At 69.9% G+C, this 25,910-nt stretch carries 20 protein-coding genes and 1 pseudogene; 15 read left to right on the forward strand and 6 right to left on the reverse strand.

The genetic code is table 11. The annotated features are described in order from the left end of the window. The first annotated feature begins 283 nt into the window (after positions 1–283). The 7 genes from ABIA35_RS06410 to ABIA35_RS06440 are packed head-to-tail and all read left to right on the forward strand — an operon-like array spanning position 284 to position 9,384. Positions 284–1,870, forward strand: a complete 1,587-nt coding sequence (locus ABIA35_RS06410; RefSeq protein ID WP_370357253.1) for an amino acid adenylation domain-containing protein — start codon at positions 284–286, stop codon at positions 1,868–1,870. 6 nt (positions 1,871–1,876) lie between these two features. Next, entirely contained in the window at positions 1,877–3,742 is a 1,866-nt protein-coding gene (asnB, locus tag ABIA35_RS06415) for an asparagine synthase (glutamine-hydrolyzing) (RefSeq protein ID WP_370357254.1), read from the forward strand. 58 nt (positions 3,743–3,800) lie between these two features. Beyond that, a complete protein-coding gene (locus ABIA35_RS06420; protein ID WP_370357255.1) occupies positions 3,801–5,372 on the forward strand; it encodes a carbamoyltransferase C-terminal domain-containing protein in 1,572 nt (523 codons plus the stop codon). Beyond that, positions 5,369–6,388: an LLM class flavin-dependent oxidoreductase gene (locus ABIA35_RS06425; RefSeq protein ID WP_370357256.1), complete on the forward strand. Its 1,020-nt coding sequence runs from the start codon at positions 5,369–5,371 to the stop codon at positions 6,386–6,388. The genes ABIA35_RS06420 and ABIA35_RS06425 overlap by 4 nt, the downstream gene beginning before the upstream one ends. A 32-nt stretch (positions 6,389–6,420) precedes the next feature. Then, on the forward strand, positions 6,421–6,849 hold the full coding sequence (gene panD / locus ABIA35_RS06430) for an aspartate 1-decarboxylase (protein ID WP_370357257.1): 429 nt from the start codon (positions 6,421–6,423) through the stop codon (positions 6,847–6,849). 5 nt (positions 6,850–6,854) lie between these two features. Further along, positions 6,855–8,087: a glycosyltransferase family 87 protein gene (locus ABIA35_RS06435; protein ID WP_370357258.1), complete on the forward strand. Its 1,233-nt coding sequence runs from the start codon at positions 6,855–6,857 to the stop codon at positions 8,085–8,087. Next, on the forward strand, positions 8,068–9,384 hold the full coding sequence (locus ABIA35_RS06440; protein ID WP_370357259.1) for a sulfate adenylyltransferase subunit 1: 1,317 nt from the start codon (positions 8,068–8,070) through the stop codon (positions 9,382–9,384). The genes ABIA35_RS06435 and ABIA35_RS06440 overlap by 20 nt, the downstream gene beginning before the upstream one ends. A gap of 43 nt (positions 9,385–9,427) precedes the next feature. Here the strand turns inward: ABIA35_RS06440 and ABIA35_RS06445 are convergent, their stop codons facing one another. Continuing rightward, positions 9,428–10,018: a TetR/AcrR family transcriptional regulator gene (locus tag ABIA35_RS06445; protein WP_370357260.1), complete on the reverse strand. Its 591-nt coding sequence runs from the start codon at positions 10,016–10,018 to the stop codon at positions 9,428–9,430. 83 nt (positions 10,019–10,101) lie between these two features. Here ABIA35_RS06445 and ABIA35_RS06450 point away from each other — a divergent pair, with 83 nt between their 5' ends. Then, entirely contained in the window at positions 10,102–11,013 is a 912-nt protein-coding gene (locus ABIA35_RS06450; RefSeq protein WP_370357261.1) for an alpha/beta fold hydrolase, read from the forward strand. Between the two features lie 247 nt (positions 11,014–11,260). On the opposite strand, the gene ABIA35_RS06455 is transcribed toward ABIA35_RS06450, so the two are convergent. Beyond that, a complete protein-coding gene (locus ABIA35_RS06455; protein WP_370357262.1) occupies positions 11,261–12,766 on the reverse strand; it encodes a glycoside hydrolase family 76 protein in 1,506 nt (501 codons plus the stop codon). Positions 12,767–13,157: 391 nt separating this feature from the next. Here ABIA35_RS06455 and ABIA35_RS06460 point away from each other — a divergent pair, with 391 nt between their 5' ends. The 3 genes from ABIA35_RS06460 (at position 13,158) to ABIA35_RS06470 (ending at position 17,923) form a co-directional block, all read left to right on the forward strand. Beyond that, a complete protein-coding gene (locus ABIA35_RS06460; protein WP_370357407.1) occupies positions 13,158–15,488 on the forward strand; it encodes a ricin-type beta-trefoil lectin domain protein in 2,331 nt (776 codons plus the stop codon). 40 nt (positions 15,489–15,528) lie between these two features. Beyond that, a complete protein-coding gene (locus ABIA35_RS06465) occupies positions 15,529–16,644 on the forward strand; it encodes a ricin-type beta-trefoil lectin domain protein (protein WP_370357263.1) in 1,116 nt (371 codons plus the stop codon). Between the two features lie 175 nt (positions 16,645–16,819). Further along, a complete protein-coding gene (locus ABIA35_RS06470; RefSeq protein ID WP_370357408.1) occupies positions 16,820–17,923 on the forward strand; it encodes an FAD-dependent monooxygenase in 1,104 nt (367 codons plus the stop codon). Positions 17,924–18,012: 89 nt separating this feature from the next. On the opposite strand, the gene ABIA35_RS06475 is transcribed toward ABIA35_RS06470, so the two are convergent. The 3 genes and pseudogenes from ABIA35_RS06475 to ABIA35_RS06485 form a co-directional block, all read right to left on the reverse strand. Beyond that, positions 18,013–18,855: a fumarylacetoacetate hydrolase family protein gene (locus tag ABIA35_RS06475; protein ID WP_370357409.1), complete on the reverse strand. Its 843-nt coding sequence runs from the start codon at positions 18,853–18,855 to the stop codon at positions 18,013–18,015. A gap of 210 nt (positions 18,856–19,065) precedes the next feature. Further along, a pseudogene (locus tag ABIA35_RS06480) lies at positions 19,066–19,710 on the reverse strand (amidohydrolase); the annotation flags it as partial. Positions 19,711–19,845: 135 nt separating this feature from the next. Next, positions 19,846–20,517 carry a GntR family transcriptional regulator gene (locus ABIA35_RS06485; protein ID WP_370357410.1) on the reverse strand — a complete coding sequence of 224 codons (672 nt, stop codon included), beginning with the start codon at positions 20,515–20,517 and terminating at the stop codon, positions 19,846–19,848. A gap of 181 nt (positions 20,518–20,698) precedes the next feature. Here ABIA35_RS06485 and ABIA35_RS06490 point away from each other — a divergent pair, with 181 nt between their 5' ends. After that, a complete protein-coding gene (locus tag ABIA35_RS06490) occupies positions 20,699–21,802 on the forward strand; it encodes a hypothetical protein (RefSeq protein ID WP_370357264.1) in 1,104 nt (367 codons plus the stop codon). 67 nt (positions 21,803–21,869) lie between these two features. On the opposite strand, the gene ABIA35_RS06495 is transcribed toward ABIA35_RS06490, so the two are convergent. Then, complete coding sequence (locus tag ABIA35_RS06495; protein ID WP_370357265.1) at positions 21,870–22,307, reverse strand: DoxX family protein; 438 nt, start codon at positions 22,305–22,307, stop codon at positions 21,870–21,872. A 684-nt stretch (positions 22,308–22,991) separates the two neighbouring features. Between ABIA35_RS06495 and ABIA35_RS06500 the strand changes: the two genes are divergently transcribed. From ABIA35_RS06500 to ABIA35_RS06510, 3 genes are all read left to right on the forward strand, one after another. Beyond that, positions 22,992–23,225 carry a hypothetical protein gene (locus ABIA35_RS06500; RefSeq protein WP_370357266.1) on the forward strand — a complete coding sequence of 78 codons (234 nt, stop codon included), beginning with the start codon at positions 22,992–22,994 and terminating at the stop codon, positions 23,223–23,225. Between the two features lie 92 nt (positions 23,226–23,317). Next, positions 23,318–24,010 carry a response regulator gene (locus ABIA35_RS06505; protein WP_370357267.1) on the forward strand — a complete coding sequence of 231 codons (693 nt, stop codon included), beginning with the start codon at positions 23,318–23,320 and terminating at the stop codon, positions 24,008–24,010. Next, on the forward strand, positions 24,010–25,845 hold the full coding sequence (locus ABIA35_RS06510; RefSeq protein WP_370357268.1) for a sensor histidine kinase: 1,836 nt from the start codon (positions 24,010–24,012) through the stop codon (positions 25,843–25,845). The genes ABIA35_RS06505 and ABIA35_RS06510 overlap by 1 nt, the downstream gene beginning before the upstream one ends. The last annotated feature ends 65 nt before the right edge of the window (positions 25,846–25,910 follow it).

The raw sequence follows: 25,910 nt of genomic DNA on the forward strand, positions 1-25,910 counted from the left end.
TGTCGGCCGAGGCACTGCGACGCGGCGTAGTAGCCGTCCGTTCGTGGCAGCCGTGCACCCGGACCCCCCTCAGGACCTCGAGTTTCATCAAGATCGCAGGTCGCTGCGGGCGGTCTCGCCACTTTGATCGAACTCTGCGACAGCCATCATAAGGAGTCTGGCTCGCGGGGTGTCAAGCATCTCCGACGGCCCGTAAAAATGCCGTCCCGCCGCCGCTGAGATGTCGTGGTAGCGTGCCGTCCCGTAGGCAGCGACCTCCCCTTCGCACCGAGAGGGCAAGCGCGTGTCCGTCTGGCCGCAGGACCCCGCGAACCCGCCGATGACGATGCCGGACCGGCTCGCGGCGCAGGTCAGACGCACCCCGGACGCGATCGCGGCCGAAGATGGAATCAATACCCTCACATACGCCGGGCTACACCGCCGGGCCGTGGCCCTGGCCCGCGCGCTGCGCGCGGCGGGCGCCGGCGGCGAACGCACGGTGGCGGTTCGCGTGCACCGGGATGTCAATCTTCTGATAGCGCTGACGGCGGTGGCCCGCAGCGGCTCGGCGTACGTCCCGATCGACCCCGGGCAGCCGCCGCGAAGGCAGCAGGCGATCATCGCCGACAGCCGCGCGTGTCTGCTGCTCACCGATGACCCGACCCCGGTCCCCGGCGGCCCGCCGATCGTCCCGGTCAGCGCCCGCGGCCCCGCGGAGGTTCCGGACAGCGGCCCGCCGATCCACCCGGATCAGACCGCTTATGTGCTCTACACGTCCGGATCGACCGGCGAACCCAAGGGCGTGGCGGTGTCGCACCGCTGCGCGCTCAGCTACCTGGAGTGGGCCGCCGAGCGGTACCGCTGCCGCGGCCCGGCGGTCGTGCAGACCTCCCCGGCCTTCGACCTGACGCTCACCGCCTTGTTCGCACCGCTGTTGGTCGGCGGGAGTGTCAGGCTGCTGACGCAGGACGGTCCGGCGGCGCTGGCCGAGCTGCTCCCCACCCGGCCCTGGTCCCTGCTGAAGATCACCCCGTCGCATCTGGACGCGCTCAACGCGCTCGCGGCGGCCGGCCGGCTCGGCCCGGTGTCGGCGTCCGTATCAGCGTCCGTATCAGTGTCGGTGGAAACCCTGATAGTCGGCGGCGAGGCACTGCACCGCAACCACGTCGAGCCGTGGCTTCGCGACCGGCCCATGACAACCATCGTCAACGAGTACGGGCCCACCGAGGCGACCGTCGGCTGCTGCGTCCACGAGGTGACCGCGAACGACCGGGGCGCCATCCCGATCGGTGCACCGGTGCCCTACGCCTCGGCCCGGATAGCCGACGACGGCGAGCTCCTGATCGGCGGCCCCGGTGTGGCCCGCGGCTACCTGCGCCGCCCGGCCGCGACCGCGCAGCGCTTCGTCCCGGATCCGCACATCCCCGGCGCGCGCCGTTACCGCACCGGTGACTTGGCCCGGCTCGACGACCGGAACGTGTTGCACTACCTCGGCCGCACAGACCGGCAGCTGAAAATCCGCGGCCACCGGGTCGAACCGGCCGAGACCGAAGCGGTCCTGCGGTCCGCGCCCGGCGTCCGCGACGCGGCGGTCCGCGGCGAGGTGGTCGCCGGCCGGCTCACTTTGGTCGGGTACGTGGTGCCGCGCCCCGACACGGCTTTCGACCCCCACGCCCTGCGCATTGCTCTGGCCCGGGAAGTCCCCGAGCCCTGCCTGCCCAGCCGACTCGTGCAGCTGCCCGAGCTGCCGCTCACCCCCAACGGCAAAGTGGACTACGACCGGTTGCCCGCCGCCGCGCGCGAAGCCGGCCTGCTCGCCCGGATCGAGGCCATCAGTGAGGCGGAAGCCGAGGCCGCCGGCCGACTGCCCACCAGCCGGGCCGCACGGTAGCCGTCGATGTGCGGAATCCTCGCCATGCGCTCGACCGGCCCTGCCCTCGACCGCACCGCACTGGCGCCCATCGAGGTGCTCCACCACCGCGGCCCGGACTCGGTGACCACGTGGGTGTCGCCATGCGGCACCGTCGGGCTGGCGCAGACGCGGCTCGCGGTCGTCGGCGTCGCCAACGGCGCCCAGCCGGTGTACGACGAGTCGCGGACCGTGCACGCGGTCGTGAACGGCGAGTTCTACGGCTACCGCGAACAGCGCCGCGAGTTGGCCGCCCGCGGCCACACGTTCCGCACCGACACCGACAGCGAAATAGCAGTGCATTTATACGAGGAGGATCCGGACGGATTCGTCGGCCGGCTGCACGGCGAGTTCGCCTTCGTCCTTTGGGACAGCCGGCGGCGCACACTGCTCGCGGTCCGCGACCGGTTCGGCATCAAGCCTCTGTATTACACGTGGATCGACGGCCGGCTCGTCCTGGCCTCGGAAATCAAAGCACTGCTGTCCGCCGGCGCGGCTCGGCGCTGGGACGCCGAGTCCTTCCACGACTACCTGCACGCCTGCTTCGCACCCGACCGGACGCTGTTCGACGGCATCTTCCAGATTCCGCCCGGCAGCCTGCTGCGCGCCGACGACGAAGGTGTGCGCGTCCAGCAGTACTGGGACCTCGACTACCCGCTCGCCGAGGCAGCGGAGTCACTTCAGACAGCCGGGCCGGAGTCGGTCGAGCGGATCGGCGAGGAGATCCGGGCGGCGGTGCGCACCCGGCTGGTGGCCGACGTACCGATCGGCTTCCAACTCAGCGGCGGCATCGACTCCTCCAGCGTGGTCGGCGCAGCCGCCGGGCACGCCGCGCTGCGGACGTTCACCGTTTCTTTCCCCGGCAGCCCGCTGGACGAGAGCGGAACGGCGGCGCGCACCGCGACGATGCTGGGAGCCGAGCACCACGAAGTCCTGCTGGATCCCGGCCTGCGCGCGGAGGCGGCTGCCGAAGCGGTGATCGCCGGCGAGATGCTCCAGGAGAACGACCACGGAACCGCGCGGCTGCTGCTCGCCGGAGCGATCTCCGCCGCCGGACTGCGCGTGGCCCTGGCCGGCGAAGGCGGGGACGAGCTCTTCTGCGGCTACGGACATCTGCGCACTGACGCGGCCCTGTCCTCCCCGCAGCGATTGGCCGAGGCACGCAAGTCCTGGGCCCGCCTGGCGGCCGGCCCGGCACCGGCGACGCTGACCGGCGCCCTGGACCGGCTCGGGTTCGTCCCGGGCTGGCTGATCGACCGGAGCATGACCACCGGTATGCCGTCGGCACCGCTGCTCAGTCCGGCGTTCCGGCAGCGGTTCGCCGGACGCGACGCCCTGGCCGGCCTGGCCGAAGCCGCCGGGGACCAGCTGTCCGGCCGGGCACCGCTGCACCAGTCGCTGTACCTCTTCTTCAAGACGTGGTTCTGCAACTACATCCTGGCCGCCGAACGGCTCGACATGGCCCGGTCGGTGGAGGTGCGGCTGCCGCTGCTGGACGACCGGCTCTTCGAGCAGGCCAAACGGCTGCCCCCGGCCGAGCTGGCGGCCGAGCCCGCCAAGCGGATCCTGCGGGAGGCCATGCGCGACCGGCTGACCGACGAGGTGTACCGGACCGCCAAGCGCCCGTTCTTCGCACCGCCGCCGGGCGACGCCCGCAAGGCCGCCGCCCGGCTCGCGCAGCACGTCGGCGACGGCGCCCTGGACGGCGTCCCTTTCTTCGAACCGGCCGCGGTACGGGCCTTCCTGCAACGCGTCGAGGCCGGCCGGGGTCCGGTCTCGGCGGTCCAGGACCGGCTGACGCATCTGGTGAACAGCGTCGCCGTGCTGCACGACACCTATCTGGCGCGGACCTGAGCCACGCCCCCCGATCTGCCGAACCGGACCACCGCCAAGGAAAAGGACGCCACCGCCGATGCTGATAGTGGGAATCAAACCGGGCCACGACGGGACGCTGGCAGCCATCCGCGACGGCGAGCTGATCCTGTCGCTGGAGGCTGAGAAGGACTCGTTCAAGCGCTACTCCGCGATCACCCCGGCCACGCTGCTGGAGTTCGCCGAGCAGCTGGACGAGCTGCCCGACGTGCTGGCCTTCGGCGGCTGGGACAGCCCCGGGCAGCTGCGCCACCGGCCGTTCGGGGCCGGCTACCTGGGCATCGACGACGGCGAGCAGCGCCCGTCGAGGTTCTTCGGCAAGGAACTGCGGTACTTCACCTCCACCCACGAGCGCTCGCACGTCATGGGCGCGATCGGGATGGCCCCGCGCACCGAGCCCGGCCCGCAGGCGGTCCTGGTCTGGGAGGGCGTCATCGGCGGCTTCTACCTGGTCGACGAGCGCTTCACCGTGGTGAAGAAGCTTCCGGTCCTGGACTTCCCCGGGGTGCGCTACTCCTTCTTGTACGACCTCGCCGACCCCAAGCTGCGCCAGCACCGCGACGTCCCGCATCCGGAGAACGCCGGCAAGCTCATGGCGCTGGCCGCCTACGGCCGTGCCGAGGACGCCGACGACGCCGTCATCGACACGGTGGACCGGATCATCGCGAACGTCGGCTGGGGCCCGCGCACCAAGCCCTCCTTCCGGGGCAGCCCGGTGTACGACGCCGGGTTGCGCTCGCCGGTCCTGGCCACGGCCGCGGCCCTGCTGACCCAGCGCGTCTTCGCCATGTACGCCGAGGCCGCCACCAGCCTGCTCCCGGCCGGGCTGCCGCTGCGGATCTCCGGCGGCTGCGGCCTGAACTGCGAGTGGAACCGGAGCTGGACCGAGCTCGGGCACTTCTCGTCGGTGTTCGTCCCGCCGTGCCCCAACGACTCCGGCTCGGCCATCGGCACCGCGATCGACGCCCAGACCGCGCTGACCGGCGACCCGCACATCGCCTGGGACGCCTACCGGGGCATCCCGATGCGCCACGACACCGAACCGGACCCGGCCGGCTGGACCGCACGGCCGGCCGAGCTGCCGGCCCTGGCCGAGGCGCTGGAGGCGGGCCGGATTGTGGCCTGGGTCCAGGGCCGCTCCGAGATCGGCCCCCGCGCGCTGGGCAACCGCTCGCTGCTGGCCGAGCCGTTCCGGACGTCCACCCGCGACCGCCTCAACGAGGTGAAGCAGCGCGAGGATTATCGGCCGATCGCACCGGTGTGCCGTCTGGAGGACGCCGGCCGGATCTTCGACATCGCCTCCCCCGACCCGCACATGCTGTACTTCCGGCACGTCACCGACGACCGGCTCGGCGCCATCACGCATGTCGACGGCACCGCCCGCGCGCAGACCGTCACCGAGCAGGAGAACCCGCGGCTGCACGCGCTGCTGTCGGCGTTCGCCGAGCGGACCGGCCTGGGCGTGCTGTGCAACACCTCGCTGAACTTCAAGGGATACGGGTTCATCAACCGGGTGTCCGACCTCGTCGTGTACTGCGACGAGCGGGGCCTGGACGACTTCGTGGTCGACCAGACCTGGTACACCCGCCGCACGGAGGCGGCGAGCGCGTGAGGACCTTCGCGATCAGCCCGCGCAACCACGACCCCGGGACGGCCTGGCGGGACATCGACACGACCGTCCGGCTGGCCGACTGCTTCGGCTTCACCGGGATCCTCGCGCACACCGGCAACGACACCATGGTCGACCCTTGGCTGGTCGGCCAGCACGCGCTCGACGTCTCGCCGCGCCTGCGGCCGCTGGTGGCGGCGAACCCGATGTACCACCACCCGTTCGCGGTCGCGCAGCTGGCGGCGTCGCTGTCCTACCGCTACCAGCGCGGCATCTTCCTGAACCTGGTGGCCGGCACCTCCACGCCGGACCGGCTGGCGCTCGGCGACCAGACCGAGCACGACCGGCGCTACCACCGGCTGCGCGAGTTCGGCCAGGCGGTGCTCGGCCTGCTGGGCACCACCGCGCCGCTGACCGTGGACGGCGAGTTCTACCAGCTGCGCGCCGCCCGGCTGCGCTGGCCCGGCCCGGCGGAGTTCAAGCCCATCCCGTTCATCGCCGGAGAGTCCCCGATGGCCCAGGAGTGCGCGCGCGAACTCGGCGCCGTGCGCATCACGATGTTCGGCGCGCAGACCCCGAAACCGAGCACCGGCCTCGGCGAATACGCCGGCCTGCTGGTCCGCGCGACCGACGAGGAAGCCTGGCAGGCCGCCCAGGACCGCTACCCGGCCGACCCCGACCTGCTGGCGGCCGGCGAATCAGCACTGCGCTATACCGACGCGGTCTGGCGGCGGCAGGCGTTCACCGACGCGGCCCGCACGGACCTGGACGCACCGCCCTGGTTCTGGACCGAGCCGATGCGCAGCCTGCGGCTGGACTGCCCGCTGCTGGTCGGCGGCGTGGACACGCTGGCCGGGGTGCTGGCCGAGCACCTGGGCAGCGGGGTCGAGGACTTCATCTTCGATCTGGCGGCCGCCGAGGAGGACTTCTCCTGGGCTTCCGAGGCGCTGCGGCGGGCTCGCGAGCTGGCCGGGCTCCCACAGGCTGACGACTCACCCGCCACGCACTTCGAACACTGACGACCGCCGAGAATCCACCGAAGGTGACGCCGATGTTCCGCACCATGCTCAAATCCAAGATCCACCGCGCCACGGTCACCCAGTGCGACCTGCACTACGTCGGGTCCCTCACGATCGACGCGGACCTGATGGAGGCCGCCGACCTGCTGCCGGGCGAGCTGATCCACCTCGTCGACATCGACAACGGATCCCGCCTGGAGACCTATGTCATCGAGGGCCCCCGCGGCAGCGGGATCATCGGCGTCAACGGCGCCGCGGCCCGCCTGGTCCAGCGCGGCGACCTGGTGATCATCATCGCCTACGCGACCGTCGCCGACGCCGAGGCCGCCGCGCTGGAGCCGCAGGTGGTGTTCGTGGACCGCGACAACCGCGTGGTGAGCCGGGGATCGGCGCTCGCCGCCGTCGAGCCGGGGTTCGGATTGGTCGCCGGCGACGTGCCCGAGCCCGTCGAAGCACAGTGACATCTGTGGATCTCACCTCGTTCCGGCAGTATCTCGTTCGAGCACCCCGGGAACTGTATGCGGCCGCCGGATGGCTCATCACCCGCGTCGCGCTGTACCTGGCCGCCACGGGGCACATCCCGAACCCGTGGCGCGTGCAGGAGAACACCGACGTCAGTGCCTTCTACACGGGCTGGTCCCAGATCCTGCGCAACGGCCACTTCCCACCGAGCAGCGACGTCTTCTGGCAGTACCCGCCGGCCGCCGCGTGGGCGATGCTCATCCCGCGCTACCTGGCGGACTGGACCGGTATCGACTACGTGCCGGCGTTCATGCGGTTCATGCTGCTGGCGGATCTGGTCACCACGGTCCTGCTGGTCCTGCTCGCGCGCCGGAACGGCCGCTGGGCCGGGGTCTTCTTCTGGCTGGGTGTCATACCCCTGATCGGGCCGATGGTGCTGGCCCGGTTCGATCTGCTGACGGCGGTGTTCGTCGCAGCGTTCTGTCTGAGCCGGTCGCCGTTCGTCGCGGGCCTGTTCGGCGGGGTCGGGGCGGCGGTCAAGGTCTGGCCCGGAGTGCTGGTGCTCGGAGTACCTCTTGATCGCAGGCAGCTGATTCGATCGGTCGCCGGATTCGTCACGGGAGCGGCCGTCGTCACGGCGGTCACGATGGTGCTGATGTCCGGCGGAACGGGTTTCCTGCACGCCGAGAAGTCGCGCGGGTTGGAAATCGAGTCCGTGGCCGCTTTCCCGTTCCTGTTGCTGGAGCACACGAATCCGGATCGGTGGAGCAGCGGCTTGTCCTATGGATCCATCGAGGTATCAGGGCCCGGAGTTCAGGCGGTCGCCGCATGCATGGTGTTCGTCACGGCCGCCGCGCTGATCGCATTGATGGCGTCGGTGTGGAAGTTCCGTTCACGACGCCGGGACTCGTGGGCGGTCGAAGTCCCGTTGGTCGCGCTGCTGATCCTGTTGGTCACCAGCCGGGTGCTCAGTCCTCAGTACATGGTGTGGGCCGCCGTCCTCATGGCGGCCTGCCTCTGTTATCCGGACCATCGGCAGAAACGGGCTGCGCGCTACCTCGTCGCAGTGTTCATACTCACCACCCTGGACTTCCCGATCGGCTTCCCCGACCTGGTGAACGGCGATCCGAGCGGCATCGAGATCGTCTCGCTGCGCAACGCCGCGCTGGTCGTCGTGCTGGTCGTCGCCTGGTACGGGCTGCTCAGCGGACGGAGCGATGACTTCCAATCCGCCTGACGCAGGCCTTTTACGGCTGGCCACCGCCGGTTCGGTGGACGACGGCAAGTCGACCCTGGTGGGACGACTGTTGTATGACACCAAGTCGGTACTGGCTGATCAGTTCGAGGCTGTGGAGCGCACCTCGCGCGATCGCGGTCTGGAGCAGGCGGACCTGGCGCTGCTGACTGATGGCCTGCGCTCGGAGCGGGAGCAGGGCATCACCATCGATGTGGCCTACCGCTACTTCGCCACGCCGCGTCGTCGGTTCATCCTGGCCGACACGCCTGGACATGTGCAGTACACCCGCAACATGGTCACCGGCGCCTCGACCGCTGAACTCGCCGTGATCCTGGTGGATGCCCGCAAGGGTTTGGCCGAGCAGACCCGCCGGCACACTGCTGTTTCGGCACTGCTGCGGGTGCCGCGGGTGCTGCTGGCCGTGAACAAGATGGACCTGGTCGACTTCGACAAGGACCGCTTCGCCCAGATCGAGGCCGACTTCGCCGCCTACGCCACCGCCCTGGGTATCGAGCACTACGCGGCACTGCCGGTGTCGGCACTGCGCGGCGACAACGTGGTGGAGCCCTCGGCGGATCTGGCCTGGTTCGAGGGCCCGACGCTGCTGGAGTATCTGGAGAACGTGCCGGTGGCCGCCGAGCACCGCCCGGCCGGCCGGTTCCCGGTGCAGTACGTCATCCGCCATCAGCCCACTGACTACCGTGGCTACGCTGGCACCGTCGCCTCCGGACACTTCCAAGTCGGCGACGAGATCGTGGTCCTGCCGTCCGGTCAGCGTTCCACCATCGCCGCCATCGACCTCCTCGGCCACCCCACCGACCGCGCCACCGCCGGCCAAGCCGCCACCATCCTGCTCACCGACGCACTCGACATCTCCCGCGGCGATTTGATCGCCCCGGTCGATGGTGCACCGGCCGCGGTGCAGGACGTGGTGGCCACGGTGTGCCACTTGTCGGAGAAGCCGCTGGCTGCGGGAGACAGGGTCCTGCTCAAGCACACGACGCGCACGGTCAAGGCGATCGTCAAGGAGATCTCCGCCAAGCTCGACATCTCCGACCCGCTGGCCGCCTCGGGGGCGGACAGCGGTGACGAGTTCGACTGGGACGACGCCCCGGCCACGCACACCCTCCACGCCAACGACATCGGCCGCGTAACCCTCCGCACCGGCGCCCCGATCCTCCTGGAGCCCTACACCACCGACCGCGAAACCGGCAGCTTCCTGCTGATCGACCCGGCCACCGGCGACACCCTCACCGCCGGGATGTCCGGCGACCCGCTGGGAGTCTTCTCGCGCTGACGACCGAGCACTCGCCGACGCTGACGACCGCCACGCGGGCGCGTCACGCCACGCGCACCGCATGCGACAGCGCGTCGAGCGTCACGCCGACGACGGCCCGAAGCTGCGCCGCGTTCGCTCCGCCTCTGCTCATGACGGCCAGAGACTGGTTCACGGCTACCGCGTGCACGGCGAAGTTCTCAGCGTCCTGATCGGCTAGGTGGCCGCCGGCCTTCAGCGCGGTGCGCAGGCGCTGGAGTTGGAAGCCGAGCGATTCCTTGACGCGCGCCGCGACGCTCGTGCTCAGCGCCGGAATCGCCATGGTCGACTGCGTGACCAGGCATCCGTCGGGCACGTCGGGGTCGGCGATGCGCGCGAGCGTGACATCGAAGAACGCGCGCAGGGCGGCGACGGGCTCCGCGGCGGCGCACGACAACGCATTGTCATACATCTCGCCGAAGCGCGCGGCGTAGCGGTCCAGGCAGCGCAGGAAGAGCGCGTCCTTGTCGCCGAACGAGGAGTAGATGGAGCTGCGGTTCAACCCGGTCGCCCGGGACAGGTCGTCGAGCGAGGTGTCGGCGTAGCCGGCACGCCAGAACTGGATCATCGCGGCGTCGAGTGCCGTGTCCACGTCGAACTGCTTCTTGCCTGCCACGTGGCACTCCCCTGTCTGCTTGCTGTCCTGCGCACCATCCTATCTTGAACCAATCAGTTCAGGATGTGCTAGCGTTCGGCCCCATGACGCGCCAGAGCAACCCCGTCCAGGACCTCCCCCTGCACGACCTGCCCGGGTTCACCCACCGCTGGGTCGACGCCGACGGCGTCCGCCTCCATGCCGTCGAAGGCGGCGAGCCGACCGGGCCGGCCGTCGTTCTGCTCGCCGGGTTCCCGCAAACCTGGTGGGCCTGGCGCAAGGTCATGGCCGGCCTCGCCGACCGGTTCCGCGTCATCGCGATCGACCTGCCGGGCCAGGGCCACTCCGAACGTCCCGAGCACGGCTACGACACCCACACCGTCGCCGCGCACGTCCAAGCCGCCGTGGACGCCCTCGAAGTCCCGGCCTACTGGCTGGCCGGCCACGACATCGGCGCCTGGGTCGCCTTCTCCCTGGCCCTCAACCACGAGAGCCGCCTGCGCGGGCTCGCGCTGCTCGACGCCGGAATCCCCGGCATCACCCTGCCCGCGGCGATCCCCCTGGACCCGAACGTGGCGTGGAAGACCTGGCACTTCGCCTTCCACCTCGTGCCCGACCTGCCCGAGACGCTGCTCGCCGGCCGCGAGCGCGAATACGCCGGCTGGTTCCTGACCACCAAGGCCCTTGCTCCCGACGCCTTCGACGAGGCCGAGCTCGACCACTACGCCGCAGCCCTGGCCACCGACGGCGCCCTGAGCGCCGGCCTCTCCTACTACCGGGACGCCGCCGAGTCGGCGCGCAGGAACCACCAAGCGCTCGAACAGCGGCGCCTGAGCGTGCCGGTCCTCGGCATCTCCAGCAGCCACGGCTCCATCCCGGACATGGCGGCCTCGATCGGTCCGTGGGCCGAGAACGTCACCGGAGTCGTCGTCCCCGACGCCGGACACTTCATCCCCGACGAGCAGCCCGATGCCGTCGCCGCCGCCCTGGCCGGTTTCGTCGGCGCGGATCGCTGAGGCTTGCCCGCGTCGCCGCCGGACGCGCACCTGGCGGGTGGCGGCCGTGATCGCGAGAGTGGCCGTCGCCAACGCGGCCAGCGCGCTGAGGGACGTGCGTATTCGTTCGTGCATGGAGTTAGTGCATGGAGGTAGAGCCCTTTCTTAGGGAGCAGCCGGGAGACCGGTCCGACGGGGAACCGGGCGCCAGGCTTTCCGCCAGGGCTCTACGTTCAATCCACGAGCAGCTCAGGGACGCAGGCGCGCGCTACGGAAGCGCCCACTTCTGGTTGGCGCCGCCGTTGCAGTCCCAGATCTCCAACTGCGTCCCGTCGGTGGTGCTGCTGCCGGGATCGTCCAGGCACCGGCCGGACTGCGGATTCACCAGCGAGCCGTTCGACTGGGCCTGCCAGACCTGGGCGCCGGTGCCGTTGCAGTCGTAGAGCTGGACCTTGACGCCGTCGGCGGTGCCGCCGCTGATCACGTCCACGCACTTGCCCAGGACGGACAGGCTGCCGTTGCCGTTCACCGTGAACTGCTGCGCCGCCGACCCGTTGCACGTCCACAGCTGGATCGCGGTGCCGTTCGCGGTGCCCTGATGGTTGTCGTCGACGCACTTGCCGGCCAGGCCGGAGGTGATCGGCCCGACCGGGGCCGCCGGGGCGCCGAGCGCGACGACCAGGGCGGCCTCGGCGCTGGCCTGGGTCCCCGAGGTCGGGTCCTGGAACGGACCGGCCCAGCTCAGACCGAGTTGTCCGGAGCTGTTCGTGTCGTTGGCGATGATGGAGTTCGCCTGGGCTTGCAGGTAGCCGTCATAGGCGGTGGTCCCGGCCGCGGTGGCCAGTGAGCGCAGACCGCGTACGAAGACGCCCTTGAACGACGGCCCGTCCGAGCCGCAGTTGGGCTCGCAGGGTTCGATGACGATCCCGTTCTGGTTGAAGTGCGCCGTCGAGGCGTTGGCGAGGGTCTCGGCGGTGCTGAGCAGGCCGGAGTTCCCGGTGGCGCGGGACAGCTCGGCCAGACCGGCCAGGACCACGCCCTGGTTGTAGGTCCAGACGGTGCCGCCGTTGTTCTGGCAGGAGCTGCTGAGCCCGTCGTTGACCAGGTGCGAGCCGTTGATCATGCCGCTGCCGTTGAACCAGTTCCACTCGGCGTTCGCCCAGCCCAGGTAGGTGGTGTCACCGGGGACGCGGTTGTGCAGCGCCGCGGTGAGTGCCAGGAAGAGCTCGTTGGGGATGGCGTTCTTGTAGGACTTCGCCGTGCTCCACCAGACCCCGCCGCCGCAGGTGGAGTCCCAGTAGCCGTGGATGTAGGCGGCGTCGGTCTCGGCCATGTTCAGGTAGTCCGTGTCGCCGGTGACGTCGTAGGCCTGGACCCACACCAGGCCCCACCAACCGGTGTCGTCCATGTAGGAGTTCTCGAAGTTCGAGCCCTTGTTGGCGTTGAAGGCGCCGGAGATCGCGTAGCTGTAGGACGTGTCGCCGGTGGTCTGCTGGTACGTCATGATCGTGCTCAGCGCGACCGCGGACGTCCACCACCCGTCGCCGCCGATGAGCCCGGTGGTGGAGTCGTAGCTCTCCATCATCACCTTGGCACCGGAGGCCGCCGCCGGGCTGGTCGCCGCCGGTTTGATCGGGGCCGGTTTGATCGCGGCCGATCCGGTCGCGGCCGGGGCCAGGGCCCGGGCGGCTGCCGTCGAACCGGCTCCGAACGCCGCGACGGAGGCCGCCAGCGTCAGCGCGACTGTCAGACTCCTGATCTTTTTCCAGACCATTTCGCCTCCTGAATGCGAGGACGGTCCCAGCCCACGATGTGAACGTTCACACTGGGGTGAGTATCGAGTCGTCTCAAAGTCCTGTCAAGCCCGCGGAGGTTCCGGAACCGGGCACCGTGCCGGGATCGCTCGCTGTTCAGATCTGGTCGATCTTGTTGAAAAAGTCGATCTCATTGCAGACCATTGACAAAACTGCTCAAGAATAACCACGATGCACCACGCACACGAGCCCCGCCCCAGCTCCCGCATCACCGGTCGGAGCTGCGCAATCGTCGCCGATCGGCGCGGGGACCGGTCGGCCCTTCGGAGAGGAAGCCTTGTGAGCACGATCTCCACCCGAACACCGAGATCCCTGTTGTACCTCGCCCTCACCGCCCTGCTGGCGTCGGTGATGTTCGTCGTGCCCGGCGTCCCGGCGCGCGCCGCGACGTCCACGACGATCTCCGCGAACGGCGCCGGCGGCGGCCGCACCTTCGACGGCATCGGCGCCATCAGCGGCGGCGGTGGGAACTCCCGCCTGCTCAAGGACTATCCGGCGGCTCAGCAGTCGCAGATCCTGGACTACCTGTTCAAGCCCGGCTACGGCGCCGACCTGCAGATGCTGAAGCTGGAGATCGGCGGCGACGCCAACTCCACCGACGGCTCGGAGCCCTCGATCGAGCACACCCGCGGAGTCGTCAACTGCAACGCCGGCTACGAGTTCTGGCTCGCCCAGCAGGCCAAGGCCCGCAACCCCAACATCGCCTTCTACGGCCTGGCCTGGGCCGCGCCGGGCTGGATCAACGGCGGGTTCTGGTCCACCGACACGATCAACTACCTCATCAGCTGGCTCGGCTGCGCCAAGGCCGACGGCGTCCCGGTGTCCTACCTCGGCGGCTGGAACGAGCGCGGCTTCAACGCCGACTGGTACATCCAGCTGCGCACCGCGCTGAACAACGCCGGCTACGGGAACGTGAAGATCGTCGCCGACGACTCCGGATGGGACGCCGCCGATGCCGCGGCCTCGAACTCGGCGTTCAACAACGCCGTGTCCATCTGGGGCGCGCACTACTCCTGCAACGGCGGTGACGGCGGCAACGCCGACAGCTGCTCCAGCGACGCCGCCGCACAGGCCAACGGCAAGCCGCTGTGGGACAGCGAGCAGGGGTCGCAGGATGAGAACACCGGCGCGCCCGCGCTGATCCGCGCCATCACCCGCGGCTACATCGACGCCAAGATGACCAGCTACTTCAACTGGCCGCTGACCGCCGCGATCTACCCGAACCTCCCCTACTCGACAGTCGGCCTGTCCAGCGCCAACTCACCCTGGTCCGGCGCCTACACCATCGGCGCCAACACCTGGGCCACCGCGCAGGTCACCCAGTTCACCCAGCCCGGATGGCAGTTCCTGGACTCGGGGTCCGGCTACCTGGGCGGCGCGGAGTCCAACGGCAGCTACGTGACGTTGAAGTCCACCAACAACAGCGACTACACCACGATCGTGGAGACCACCACGGCCGGCGCCGCGCAGAACGTCACGATCAACCTCAGCGGCGGGCTGTCCACCGGCACCGCGCACGTCTGGTCGACCAACCTGAACAACCCCAGCACCGGGGCTTCGCTGGTCCACTCCCAGGACATCACCCCGTCCAACGGCTCCTACACGCTGACCGTCCAGCCCGGGTACGTCTACTCGATCACCACCACCACCGGCCAGGGCAAGGGCACCGCGACATCGCCGGCGGGCTCGGCGCTGGCGCTGCCCTACAGCGACAACTTCGACAGCTACGCCACCAACACCGAAGCCAAGTACCTGTCGGACATGCAGGGCTCCTTCGAGGTCCGGCCATGCACCAACGGCCGCTCCGGCCAGTGCGTGCAGCAGGTCACCCCGGTCATACCGATCGAGTGGCAGAACGACTCGGACGCCTTCTCCCTGATCGGCGACCCGACCTGGTCCAATTACACGGTGAAGGTCGACGTGAACCTCCAGCAGGCCGGCACCGCCGAACTGCTGGGCCGGGCCGGCACCCAGTCCCGGCCGCAGGGGAATCAGAACCTGTACAAGTTCCGGGTCTCCGACACCGGCGCCTGGTCCATCGTCAAGAACTACTCCAGCGGCAGCGCCACCACCCTGGCCAGCGGCACGACCACGGCCCTGGGCACCGGCACCTGGCACACCCTGGGGCTGACGTTCCAGGGCACGCAGATCACCGCCACCCTCGACGGCGCCACAGTCGACACCGTCAACGACAGCACGTTCCTGTCCGGCCAGGTCGGCATCGGGGTCGTCGGCTACCAGACCGACGAGTTCGACAACCTCACGATCACCCCGGGCAGCGGCACCGCGCAGCCGCCGACCGGCCCGATCACCTCGGGGATCGCGGGCAAGTGCCTGGACGACAACGGCGGGTCCACCGTCAACGGCACCAAGGCCCAGATCTGGGACTGCAACAACACCGGGGCACAGCAGTGGACGTACAACGGCGGGGCGCTGCAGGTGAACGGCAAGTGCCTGGACATCACCGGCTCCGGCTCGACGGCCAACGGGACGCTGGTGGAGATCTGGGACTGCAACGGCGGCGGCAACCAGCAGTGGGAGCAGAACGGCAACACGCTGGTCAACCCGGCCTCCGGCCGCTGCCTGGACGACCCCGGCTTCAGCACCACCAACGGCACCCAGCTCGACATCTGGGACTGCAACGGCGGAGTGAACCAGCTGTGGACGCTGCCCTCGACCTGACGCGCGCCCGCGCCCGAAACTCCGAAAGCGAGGACCATCCATGAAACGACCGGCAGCGCTCCTGACCGCCGCCGCCCTGGCAGCCTTCGGCCTGGTGGGAACCGGTGCGGCCACGGCCGGAGCCTCCGCCGCGCCGGCGGCCTCCACCACCGTGCGATTGATGCCCCTGGGCGACTCGATCACCTGGGGAGTCGGTAGCAGCACCGGCGACAGCTACCGCGGCGACCTGTGGAACGAGCTGTCCGCCGAAGGCCACGCCCCGGACTTCGTCGGCAGCGGCCAGAACGGCACCATGTCCGACCCCGACAACGAAGGGCACTCCGGCTACCGCATCGACCAGATCTCCGCGCTCGCCGACGCCACCGTCGACCACTACCGGCCCAACGTCATCACCCTGGAGATCGGCACCAACGACCTGAACCAGAACTACCAGGTGTCCACCGCCCCGGCCCGACTCAGCTCCCTGATCGACCAGCTGACCGCCGACGCCCCCGACGCCACCATCCTGGTCGGCTCGGTGATCGTCTCCACCAGTTCGGTCGAGGAGCCCAACCGCGGCGCGTTCAACCAGCAGATCCCGGGCATCGTCCAGGCCAAGCAGGCGGCGGGCAAGCACGTCGCCTACGTCGACATGAGTGCCCTGACAACCTCGGACCTGTCCGACTCCCTGCACCCGAACGACGGCGGCTACCAGAAGATGGCCGACGCCTTCAACACCGGCGTCCAGGCGGCCGACGCCGCCGGCTGGCTCAAGGCACCGGCGCCCACCGGCGGCGCGGTCCAGTCCGGCATCGCCGACAAGTGCCTGGACGACAACGGCGGCAGCACCACCGACGGCACCGCCGCCCAGATCTGGACCTGCAACGGCACCAACGCCCAATGGTGGTCGGCCTACGCCGACGGCACCCTGCGGGCCGAGGGCAAATGCCTGGACGCCACCGGCGCAGCCACCGCCAACGGCACCAAGATCGAGCTCTGGACCTGCAACGGCGGCGGCAACCAAGTCTGGCAGGCCTACAACGGCGGATACCGCAACCCGGTCTCCGGCCGCTGCCTCGACGACCCGGGCCTGTCCACCACCGACGGCACGCAACTGGTGCTGTGGGACTGCAACGGCGGCGCCAACCAGAAGTGGACGACGCTGCCGGCGGGGTGAGGTAGGCCGGTCGGCGGGAGGTGGGCTGATCGGCCGGAGCCGAGCCGAGCCGGTCGGCCGGAGCTGAGCTGGTTGGCCGGAGCCAAGCCGAGCCGGCAGCAACTTCTGTGCGCGGCCCGCACTGCCTGCGAATGGCAGCGCGGGCCGTTCAGAGCCTCAGCAATCGTTCGTCTGGCTGCGAGACGACGCCGGCGAACGGTCCACGGTCACCGCGGACTACGTGCTCGGCTGCGACGGCCCCCGCAGCGTCGTCCGCGAGCAGATCGGCGCGGTCTACGTCGGCGGACAGGCGCTGCGGCCGAACTTCGGCATGGTGTTCCGCAGCGAGAAGCTGTGGGAGCACGTCCGGCACGGTCCCGCAGTGCAGTACTGGGTCGTCAACCCGGACGCGCCGGCACTCGTCGGCCCCCTGGACCGCACCGGCCTATGGTGGGCGATCGCCTTCGGCGTCGAGGCCGAGGACGGACACAGCCGGGCGCAGCGCATCATCGACGCGCTGGCCGGGACCACGATCGAGGCCGAGGTGCTCTCGACCGATCCCTGGACGGCGCGCATGCAGATCGTGGACCGCATGCGCTACCGCCGCGTCTTCCTGGCCGGCGACGCAGCGCACCTGAACCCGCCCTTCGGCGGCCACGGCCTGAACACCGGCCTCGGCGACGCGGTCGACCTGGGCTGGAAACTCGCCGCGGTACTCGCGGGCTGGGGCGGCGAGCGCCTGCTGGACAGCTACGAGATCGAGCGCCGCCCGATCCAGGAGCGCGTCATCGCCGAGGCGAGCGCGAACATGGCGGTCTTGTCGACGGAGTTGCTCGCCGACAATCTGGAGAACGCCGACGAGGCCGGTGCCATGGCTCGTGAGGCCGCGGGACGGCGGATCCAGGAGACGAAGAAGGCTGAGTTCCATTCGCTGGAGCTGGTTCTGGGGCAGCAGTTCGGCGCCTCGCCGGTCGTCCCCGATGCCGAATCCGGCGATGCGGTGGCTGGCGATGCGGTGGCCGGCGCGCGCCTCACCCATCGCTTCCTGACCGACGGCCGGTCGCTGTTCGACGTCCTGGGACCAGAGCTGTCGCTGCTGGTCCGGCCCGACGGCGCAGCCCGGGCGGAGACCATCGAGCAGGCAGCCAAGGAATGCGGTGTCCCACTTACCCGCGTGGATCTGGAGGACGTGCGGCTGCCGGCCACGCTGGTGCTGGTGCGCCCGGATCAAGTGGTGGCCTGGCACGGCGACGAAGCCCCGGACGCCCGCGCGCTCATCGAGCAGGTACGAGGCGGCTGAACACCGAAGCCCACAAAGCAGTCCCGGCAAAGCAGTCCCGGCCCTGCCTCGTGTGAGGACAGGGCCGGGACTGCTGGTGCTGGAAGTTCTCAGCCGACGAAGGTCTGCGTCAGCGTCCCGATCCCCTCGATCTCGCTGACCAGCACGTCCCCCGGCACCAGCCAGCGCGGGGGTGTCCGCCCGAGCCCCACTCCGGCGGGCGTCCCGGTGAAGATCACGTCCCCGGCGTACAGCGGCAGCAGCGCGGACAGCCGCGACACCAGCTCCGACACCGGGAAGATCAGCTCGCTGGTCCGGCCGTCCTGCATCTTCTCCCCGTTCAGCGAGCAGCCCAGCGCGAGGTCGTCCGGGTCGGCGAACTCGTCGGGCGTGACCAGCCAGGGTCCGGTCGGAGCGAAGCCCGGCAGCGACTTGCCCAGGCTGAACTGCGCTGCCGGTCCCTGGAACTGCGTGATGCGCTCGGACAGGTCCTGCCCGACGGTCAGTCCCGCGACGTGCTCCCAGGCGCGCTCAGCCGGTACGTCCCGGGCCTCGGTGCCGATGACGACGACCAGCTCCACCTCCCAGTCGGTGTGGCCGCCCTCGGGAAGGCGCACCTGGGTCACGGGACCAGCGATGCTCGCGCGGAACTTGGTGAACACCGGCGGCAGACCCTCGGGGACGTCGAACCCTGATTCCCCGGCGTGGTCGCGGTAGTTGAGGCCGATGCCGAAGATCTGCGCCGGCGCCGGGGCCGGAGAGCCCAGGTCCGCGGCCGCGATCGGCTCGCCCTCGGGCAGGTCGGCGGCCTCGGCCCAGGCGCGGAACTGCGGCCAGCGCGCGTAGACGGCCTGCGGGTCGGCGGCGAACATGCCGCCGCTGGCCTGCTCGACGTCCACGGCTCGGTCACCACGGACCAGCACCAGCCGTCCGGCCAGGTTCGCGATACGCATCAGGGTTCTCCTTGTTCTCGTTCTCTGTTCTGCGGTTTTTCGCTCAGGCAGGCAGCGGATATTCAATACCGCCGGCCCAAACCCGCTGGATATTGCGGGTCTGCGTGATGTCGGTCGTGGGGTCGCCGCCGAGCAGGACCAGGTCGGCGAGGCGCCGGGGCGGATGACGCCGCGGTCGTACAGGCCGAAAGACTCCGCCGGGGAGATCGTCGCGGCGCGCAGTGCCTCCACGTTACTGAGGCCGGCCTGCACCAGCAGCTCCAGTTCCTGGTGCAGGCTGGCGCCGTATGCGGGCTGCACCGGAATACCCGGCGTCATGTTGGCGTGGGTCCCGGCCAGGATCGTGACGCCCGCCTGATGCAGCGCCGCGACGCTGCCACTGGCCGCGGCGTAGTTCAGGCCGGGAATGCCCAGCTGCGAGAAACCCTGCATCATCGTCAGTGTCGGCACGGAGACCTTCTTTCCGGACACGTACTGCCCGACCGTACTCGCACCGAGCGCCACGTCCAGCGGTGTGTGGTGGACGGTGTCGACGCCCGCGCCCACCGCGGTCTCGATAGCCTGCGCCGCGGTCGCGTGCGCCATCAGGGCCTTGCCGTACCCGTGGGCCGCGGCGGCCAGCGCCTCGATGATGTCCGTGCTCAGGCCGGGCACGTCGACGATGACCTTGATGTAGTCCGAGCCCTCGGCGACCCGGGCGCTCACGAACGGCAGCGCCTGCTGCGGGCTGGTCAGCAGGGCCGAGGCGGGGAAGCCGGGCAGCCGGCTCTGGATGCTGCCGGGTTCGGCGGCCGGGACGCCGGCGGCTGCCGTGTTCTTGAGGAAGTACCGCCTGGTCCACTCCGTGCTGCACATCGCCTCGATGTCCTTTCTGTGAAGAAGAGGGTCACGTGACGTTCAGGGGTGGTGCGGCACTGAACCTAGCCATGATATTTGATAACAACAAGGGCCCGCCAACGGAGGCGCCGGTCGGGGCGCCGACGGGATCGGTCAGGCGCGCGGCGTCTCGGCGTCCGGCTCGGCCAGCGCGGCGAAGGCGATCTGCTCGTTGCGGGCCAGATGCTGCTCGATGGCCGCCGCGACGGCGTCCGGCTCGCGGGTCCGGAAGGCCGCGACCAGGTCGACGTGCGCCTTCTCGCGCCGCTCGTGCTCGCCGGGGTCGGGGTCGAGCTGGCCGAAGCCGATGCGGATGTAGCGCTCGCCGGCCCGCCACAGCGTGGTCAGCACCCGCAGGTCCCAGGTGCTGGCCGCGGGGGCGAGCAGCGCGAAGTGGAATTCGTGGTGGCCGTCGTAGATGTCGTCCATGCCGCGCCGGACGTCGCCGAACCCGGCGGCCTGCGCCTGCAGCCGGTCCAGGTCCGCATCGGTCAGCAGCAGGCAGGAGCGCCTGGCGATCTCCGGCTCCAGGGTGCGGCGCAGCCGGTAGATGCCGTGCAGGTCCTCCAGGTTCAGCGGGGCGATGACGATGCTGCGGCCGGGCCGGGTGACGACCAGGCCCTCGCTCTCCAGGCTGCGCAGCGCCTCGCGGATCGGGATGAAGCTGACGTTCAGCATCCCGGCCAGCTCGCGCAGCGAGTACTCGGCGCCCGGGGCCAAGGTGCCGGCCAGGATCGCGCGACGCAGCTCGTCGGTGGACTGCTCGACCACCGACCGCGAGGTGATGGGCTGTACGGCCCGGCCGATCGTCGACGCCACGGGGGTCCCTTCCTGATCAAACTCAGTCCAACTCAGTCCTGCTCGGCCCTGCTCAGCGCTGCTCGGTCGAGCCTGCCGATATCAAGTATAGCTTTCAGCACCCGCCACCCGGCATGCTATATGTGATAACAGCTGAGGAGGCGATGCCATGACGGCGGTGATACCGGAGTCCGACGTGGGACGGACGGCGGTCCTGCGCGAGGTGGAGCAGCGGGTCCTGTGGTTGTCGACCGCGATGGTCAACCACGCCAACCGGCGGCGGCCCGCCGGTTCCGGGCTGAAGGTCGGAGGCCACCAGGCCTCCAGCGCCTCGATGGTCACGATCATGACGGCGCTGTGGTTCGAGAGCCTGCGCTCCCGCGACCGGGTCTCGGTCAAACCCCACGCTTCGCCGGTGCTGCACGCGATCAACTACCTGCTGGGCGACCTGGACGAGCGCTACCTGACGACGCTGCGCTCCTTCGGCGGGCTGCAGAGCTACCCGAGCCGGTCCAAGGACCCGGACACCGTCGACTACTCCACCGGCTCGGTCGGCATCGGCGCCACCGCGCCGGTGTGGGGTGCGCTGGCCCGCCGCTACCTGGATTCCCGCCCCGGCACCAGTCCCGTCGGCGAGCCCGCGGGACGGCAATACTCCCTGGTGGGCGATGCCGAACTCGACGAAGGGGCCTGCTGGGAGGCCCTCTGCGATCCGATGGTCGCCGAGCTCGGCGAGGTCTGCTGGATCGTCGACGTGAACCGGCAGTCGCTGGACCGGGTCGTCCCCGAGATCGCCGCCACCCGGCTGGCCGGGATGTTCGCGGCGGCCGGCTGGCAGGTCATCACGGTGCACCTGGTCGGCGGCATCCTTGGCGTGCTGCTGATCGGCCTGTTCGCCACGAAGGAGATGGCCGGCGGATTCATCAACGGCGCGAAGGCCGGCCTGCTCTACGGCGGCGGCTTCACGCAGCTGACCCGGCAGGCCGAGGGCGCCGGCATCGTCTTCCTCTACTCCTTCGTGCTCTCGCTGCTGCTGGGCTTCGCCGTGCACAAGACCATCGGCCTGCGGGTCTCGGCCGAAGCCGAGATCGAGGGCATCGACGGCGCCGAGCACTCCGAGACCGCCTACGACTGGGGCCGGCTGGTCGGCTCGCTGCGCACCGCGTTCGCCGACCATGGCGATCTTGTCGGGCACGGCGATCTTGTCGGGCACGGCGATCTTGTCGGGCACGGCGACCACGGCGGGCACGGCGGCCACCGCGAGCCCTCCTGAAACTCCGCGCTGGATCCGAAGCAGCCACTTCGGATCCAGCACTGCGCCCGGTCGCCCTACGCCTGCCTCACACCACCGCCACAGGCTCGCTGCCGGCCGCCACGGGGACCTTCGCCTTCACCTTCGCCCTGAGCGCGTCGAAGGCCAGCGGCCCCGGCCCGACGATCGCGACCATGAGGAACGCCCACGAGAACAGCGCGGCCGGTTCGCCGCCGTTCTGCATGGGCAGCAACGCCTTCTCCTGGTGCACGGAGAAGTAGGCATAGGCCATGGTCCCCGAGAGCATCACCGCCGACGTCCGGGTACCGAGCCCGATCAGCACGAGCACTCCGAACCCGAACTGCAGAGCCGCGGCCACCCCGCCGGGCCACACCAAGGGGGAGACCGTGTGTCCGTTGACGGGGAAGGCGAACAAGGTGGAGGCACCGTGGCAGGCGATGAGAAAGCCGACCACTATGCGGAACAGTGATGCGCCGTACTCCGGCGCGAGCTTAAGGGTGGACAACTGGTTCTCCGCTTCCGTGTGGCGTCCGCCGGCCGGCGCCGGCGGAGGCGTGGTGGGGTCCCCCGTTTCGGCCGGGTGCGGCCGACTGTCGCAGAACGCTGAAATCAGGGTTCTGGTTCAACGCTCGGAAGTGAATTCTCGGGCGCGGATGAAGGGACTGTTCAGGGACCTTCTGCCATCGGCCTCGGGGGAATCCTGCGCCCTCGCGTTCGCTCACTGGGTGGTCGTGAACGCGACGGTCGCGGCGACGAGCCCGAGCGCGGGTTTCGCGCGCCAGCTGGAGCGAGCGTCGCCAGGTGCGCGCGCTCGATCTCGGCGGCATCCGGCCGGCCGGCCGCGAACAGGACGTCCCCAGCCAGCAACCCGCGCCCGACTCCGTTCCAGTTCGACAGCCCATGGCGGCGCGGCCGTAGCGGCCGCAGGAGCCGTCTCGGCGCGCGATCTGAGATCCGATGGCAAAGCGAATCGCCGCGCCGGCAACTTGTATAGCGCCTTGAACCTCCCTCAGCCCTTGATGGCGTGTCATCCGGCAGTAGGACGGCCGCGAGCTCAAGCCGACAGACGGTTCTTCGCCGTGAACCGTCGCGGTTCGCGGGCTCGGTGCACAGTTGCCCGTCGAGTTCGTCGGAGAAGACCGATTGAGCCACGAACCACAGAAAGCGTGGCAGCGCCGGGGGCCGACCGGTGTCCTTCGACGGCGAGCGGCATCGGGACCGCAACACCGTGGAACGCTGCATCAACAAGACCAAAGCCTGGCGCGACATGGCTATCCGCTATGGCAAGACACCCGACAGCTACATGGCAGGGCTCCAGCTACGCGGATCGCTGATCTGGATCAGGAGCCTTCGCCCCGCCACATGGACACGACTCCGGACGCGGCCCAACCCCCACATCAAACCCATTACACCGCTGCTTTGACAGACCCCCGGCCCGACGATGAATCTTTAGGAAGCTGTCAGGAATGCTGATCTCGCTATCCCGCCACCCTTGACCTTCCTAGAGTCGGTGCGGTGAGTGGCCACATCCTGATCGTCGAGGACGACCCCAAGCAGGCGGAGCTGATCCGCATCTCGTTGGCGAGCGAAGGGTACAGCGCGACCGTCGTCCACGATGCGCCCGCCGCGTTCCGGTGTATCGAGGAATCGCCGCCAGATCTGGTGGTGCTGGATGTGATGCTGCCCGGCACTGACGGACTCGGCATCTGCCGATGGCTGCGCGGCCGGGGCGATACGCCTGTGCTGATGCTGACCGCGCGGTTCAGCGAGGACGACGTGCTGGCCGGCCTCGACGTCGGCGCCGACGACTACATGACCAAGCCGTACAGCCCCCGCGAGCTGGTCGCGCGGATCCGCACCGTCCTTCGCCGGGTCCGGGGCAGTGCCGCCGATCCGAACGCCGCGGTGCTCCGGGTCGGCGGCCTGCTGGTCGACCGGGCCAAACACCTGGTGATCTGCGACCGGCGGCCGGTGGCCTGCACGCCCGATGAGTTCGCCCTGCTGGCGGTGATGGCCGCGGCCCCGGGTCAGGTCTTCACCAGGGCTCAGCTGCTACGGCACACCCGCGGCTTCAACCGGGCCTCCACCGAACGCGCGGTGGACGTCCACGTCATGAACCTGCGCCGGAAGATCGAGCCGGATCCGGCCAAACCGGTCCGGCTGGTGACCGTCTACGGCGTGGGCTACAAACTGGTTGAGAACTGCTGATGGCCGCACCGGTCCCGATGTATCGCAGTCTGCTGGTCCGTCTGCTGGCCGCGTCCTGTCTGATCGCCGGCTGTGCCATCGCGGCCACCGCATGGCTGGCCACCTCGACCGCCACCTCCGCGCTGGCATATCAACAGGGGCAGAGCCTTCAGGCCGATGGTGAGATCGTCGAGCGGCTCAGCGGATACGCCGCGGACCACGGCAGCTGGACCGGCGTCGCGCCCTTGCTCGACCAGCTGTCCGCGCAGTACCGAATGCGGATCGCGTTGGTCGGGGACGGCGGTTCGGTGATCAGCGACTCCACGAAGCAGTCGGCGTCGCTGCCGCCGACGGCCACCGCCACGATCGACCCGCTGAGCTTCGACACCTCCACCACGCCGGGGGCTCAGCGGCCGGGTATCGATCCGCGGGTGGTCGGCCCGTACCTGCTCACCGCACAGGAATCCTCGGCGCTGCGGCAGCTCGCCGACCATGAGGTGAGCTGTCTGACGTCCAACGGGGCGCAGGCTCAGGCGGTCGAGTTGCCCACCGGGAGGTACACGGTCCAGAGCAACGCGTCGGATCAGGCAGTGGCCGGCTGCGGGGGACTCGGCGCACGCGTGAGCGCGCCGACGGCGACCGAGGCGGGGCCGGCGCCGGCCTCGGTCGCGTTCGTGCCGACGGCGACCGAGGCGAAGCCGTTGGCCGATCTGGCGGCGGCCGCAGCCGCCTGCCTGACCCGCCAAGGGGTGACGGTGAAGTTCGACCTGACCGTCACCCCCGGCTTCCAGCTGCGCTCCCGACAGACCGAGGTGCTCGAACAGGGCGGACAGTGCCTGCAGGCCGCTCGTATCGATCAACTGCGCCCCTATGTGGCTCCCCCAGCCCAGCTCTACCTCGGCATCGGCACAACCGCCCGTGAGCATTTCGACCTGACCGGGCAGAACCGAGCCAAGATCATTTGGACGGCGGCGCTCGTGTTGGCGATCACCCTGGCCGTGACCACACTGGTCGGGCTGCGGTTGGTCCGGCCGCTGAGAGCGCTGATCCACACCGCCCGGCAGGATCCGGCCGACTTCGCCCGGGCCCCGGTCACCACCCGGGACGAGACCGGCTACCTGGCCATGGCGTTCAACCAGCAGACCGAGCGCCGCCAGCAGATGGACGCCCAGCGCAAGGCGATGGTCGCGGACATCGCGCACGAACTGCGCTCGCCGCTGACCAACATCCGCGGCTGGCTGGAGGTCACCCGCGACGGGCTGGTGGAGCCGACGCCGGACCTGATCACGTCGCTCCACGACGAGGCGGTGCTCCTGCAGCACATCATCGACGATCTGCAGGACCTGGCCAGCGCCGATGCCGGGACGCTGCGGGTGCATCCGCAACCGATTCCGGTCCTGGCGCTGCTGCGACGCATCGTGGTCGCGCACCGTGCGCAGGCCTCGGACCTCGGGGTCGAGGTGGTGGTACAGGCCGAGCCCGGGCTGGAGATCCACGCGGACCCCGAACGTATCAGGCAGGTACTGGGGAACCTCGTGTCCAACGCGCTGCGGCACACGCCGCGCGGCGGTCACGTCACCCTGACCGCGATCGCAGATCCGGAGGCCGTCGAGATCAGCGTGGTGGACACCGGAACCGGGATCTCCGAAGCCGACCTGCCGTACATCTTCGACCGGTTCTGGCGTGCGGAGAAGTCACGGAGCCGCAGCACCGGAGGCAGCGGGCTGGGCCTGGCCATCGCACGGCATCTGGTGCAGGCCCACAGCGGCACGATCCGGGCGGAAAGCGCTATAGGGGTCGGAACGAATATGACGGTGCGACTACCGTCGCAGACCCCGGAGTATCGGCGCGTGTGACCTCGGCACCCAGCTCCGCCGCCCCGACGGGCGCGATGAGCCGGGCCACCTCATCAGCCGGCTGA

It is taken from the genome of Catenulispora sp. MAP12-49 (assembly GCF_041262705.1).
Taxonomy (GTDB): Bacteria; Actinomycetota; Actinomycetes; order Streptomycetales; family Catenulisporaceae; genus Catenulispora.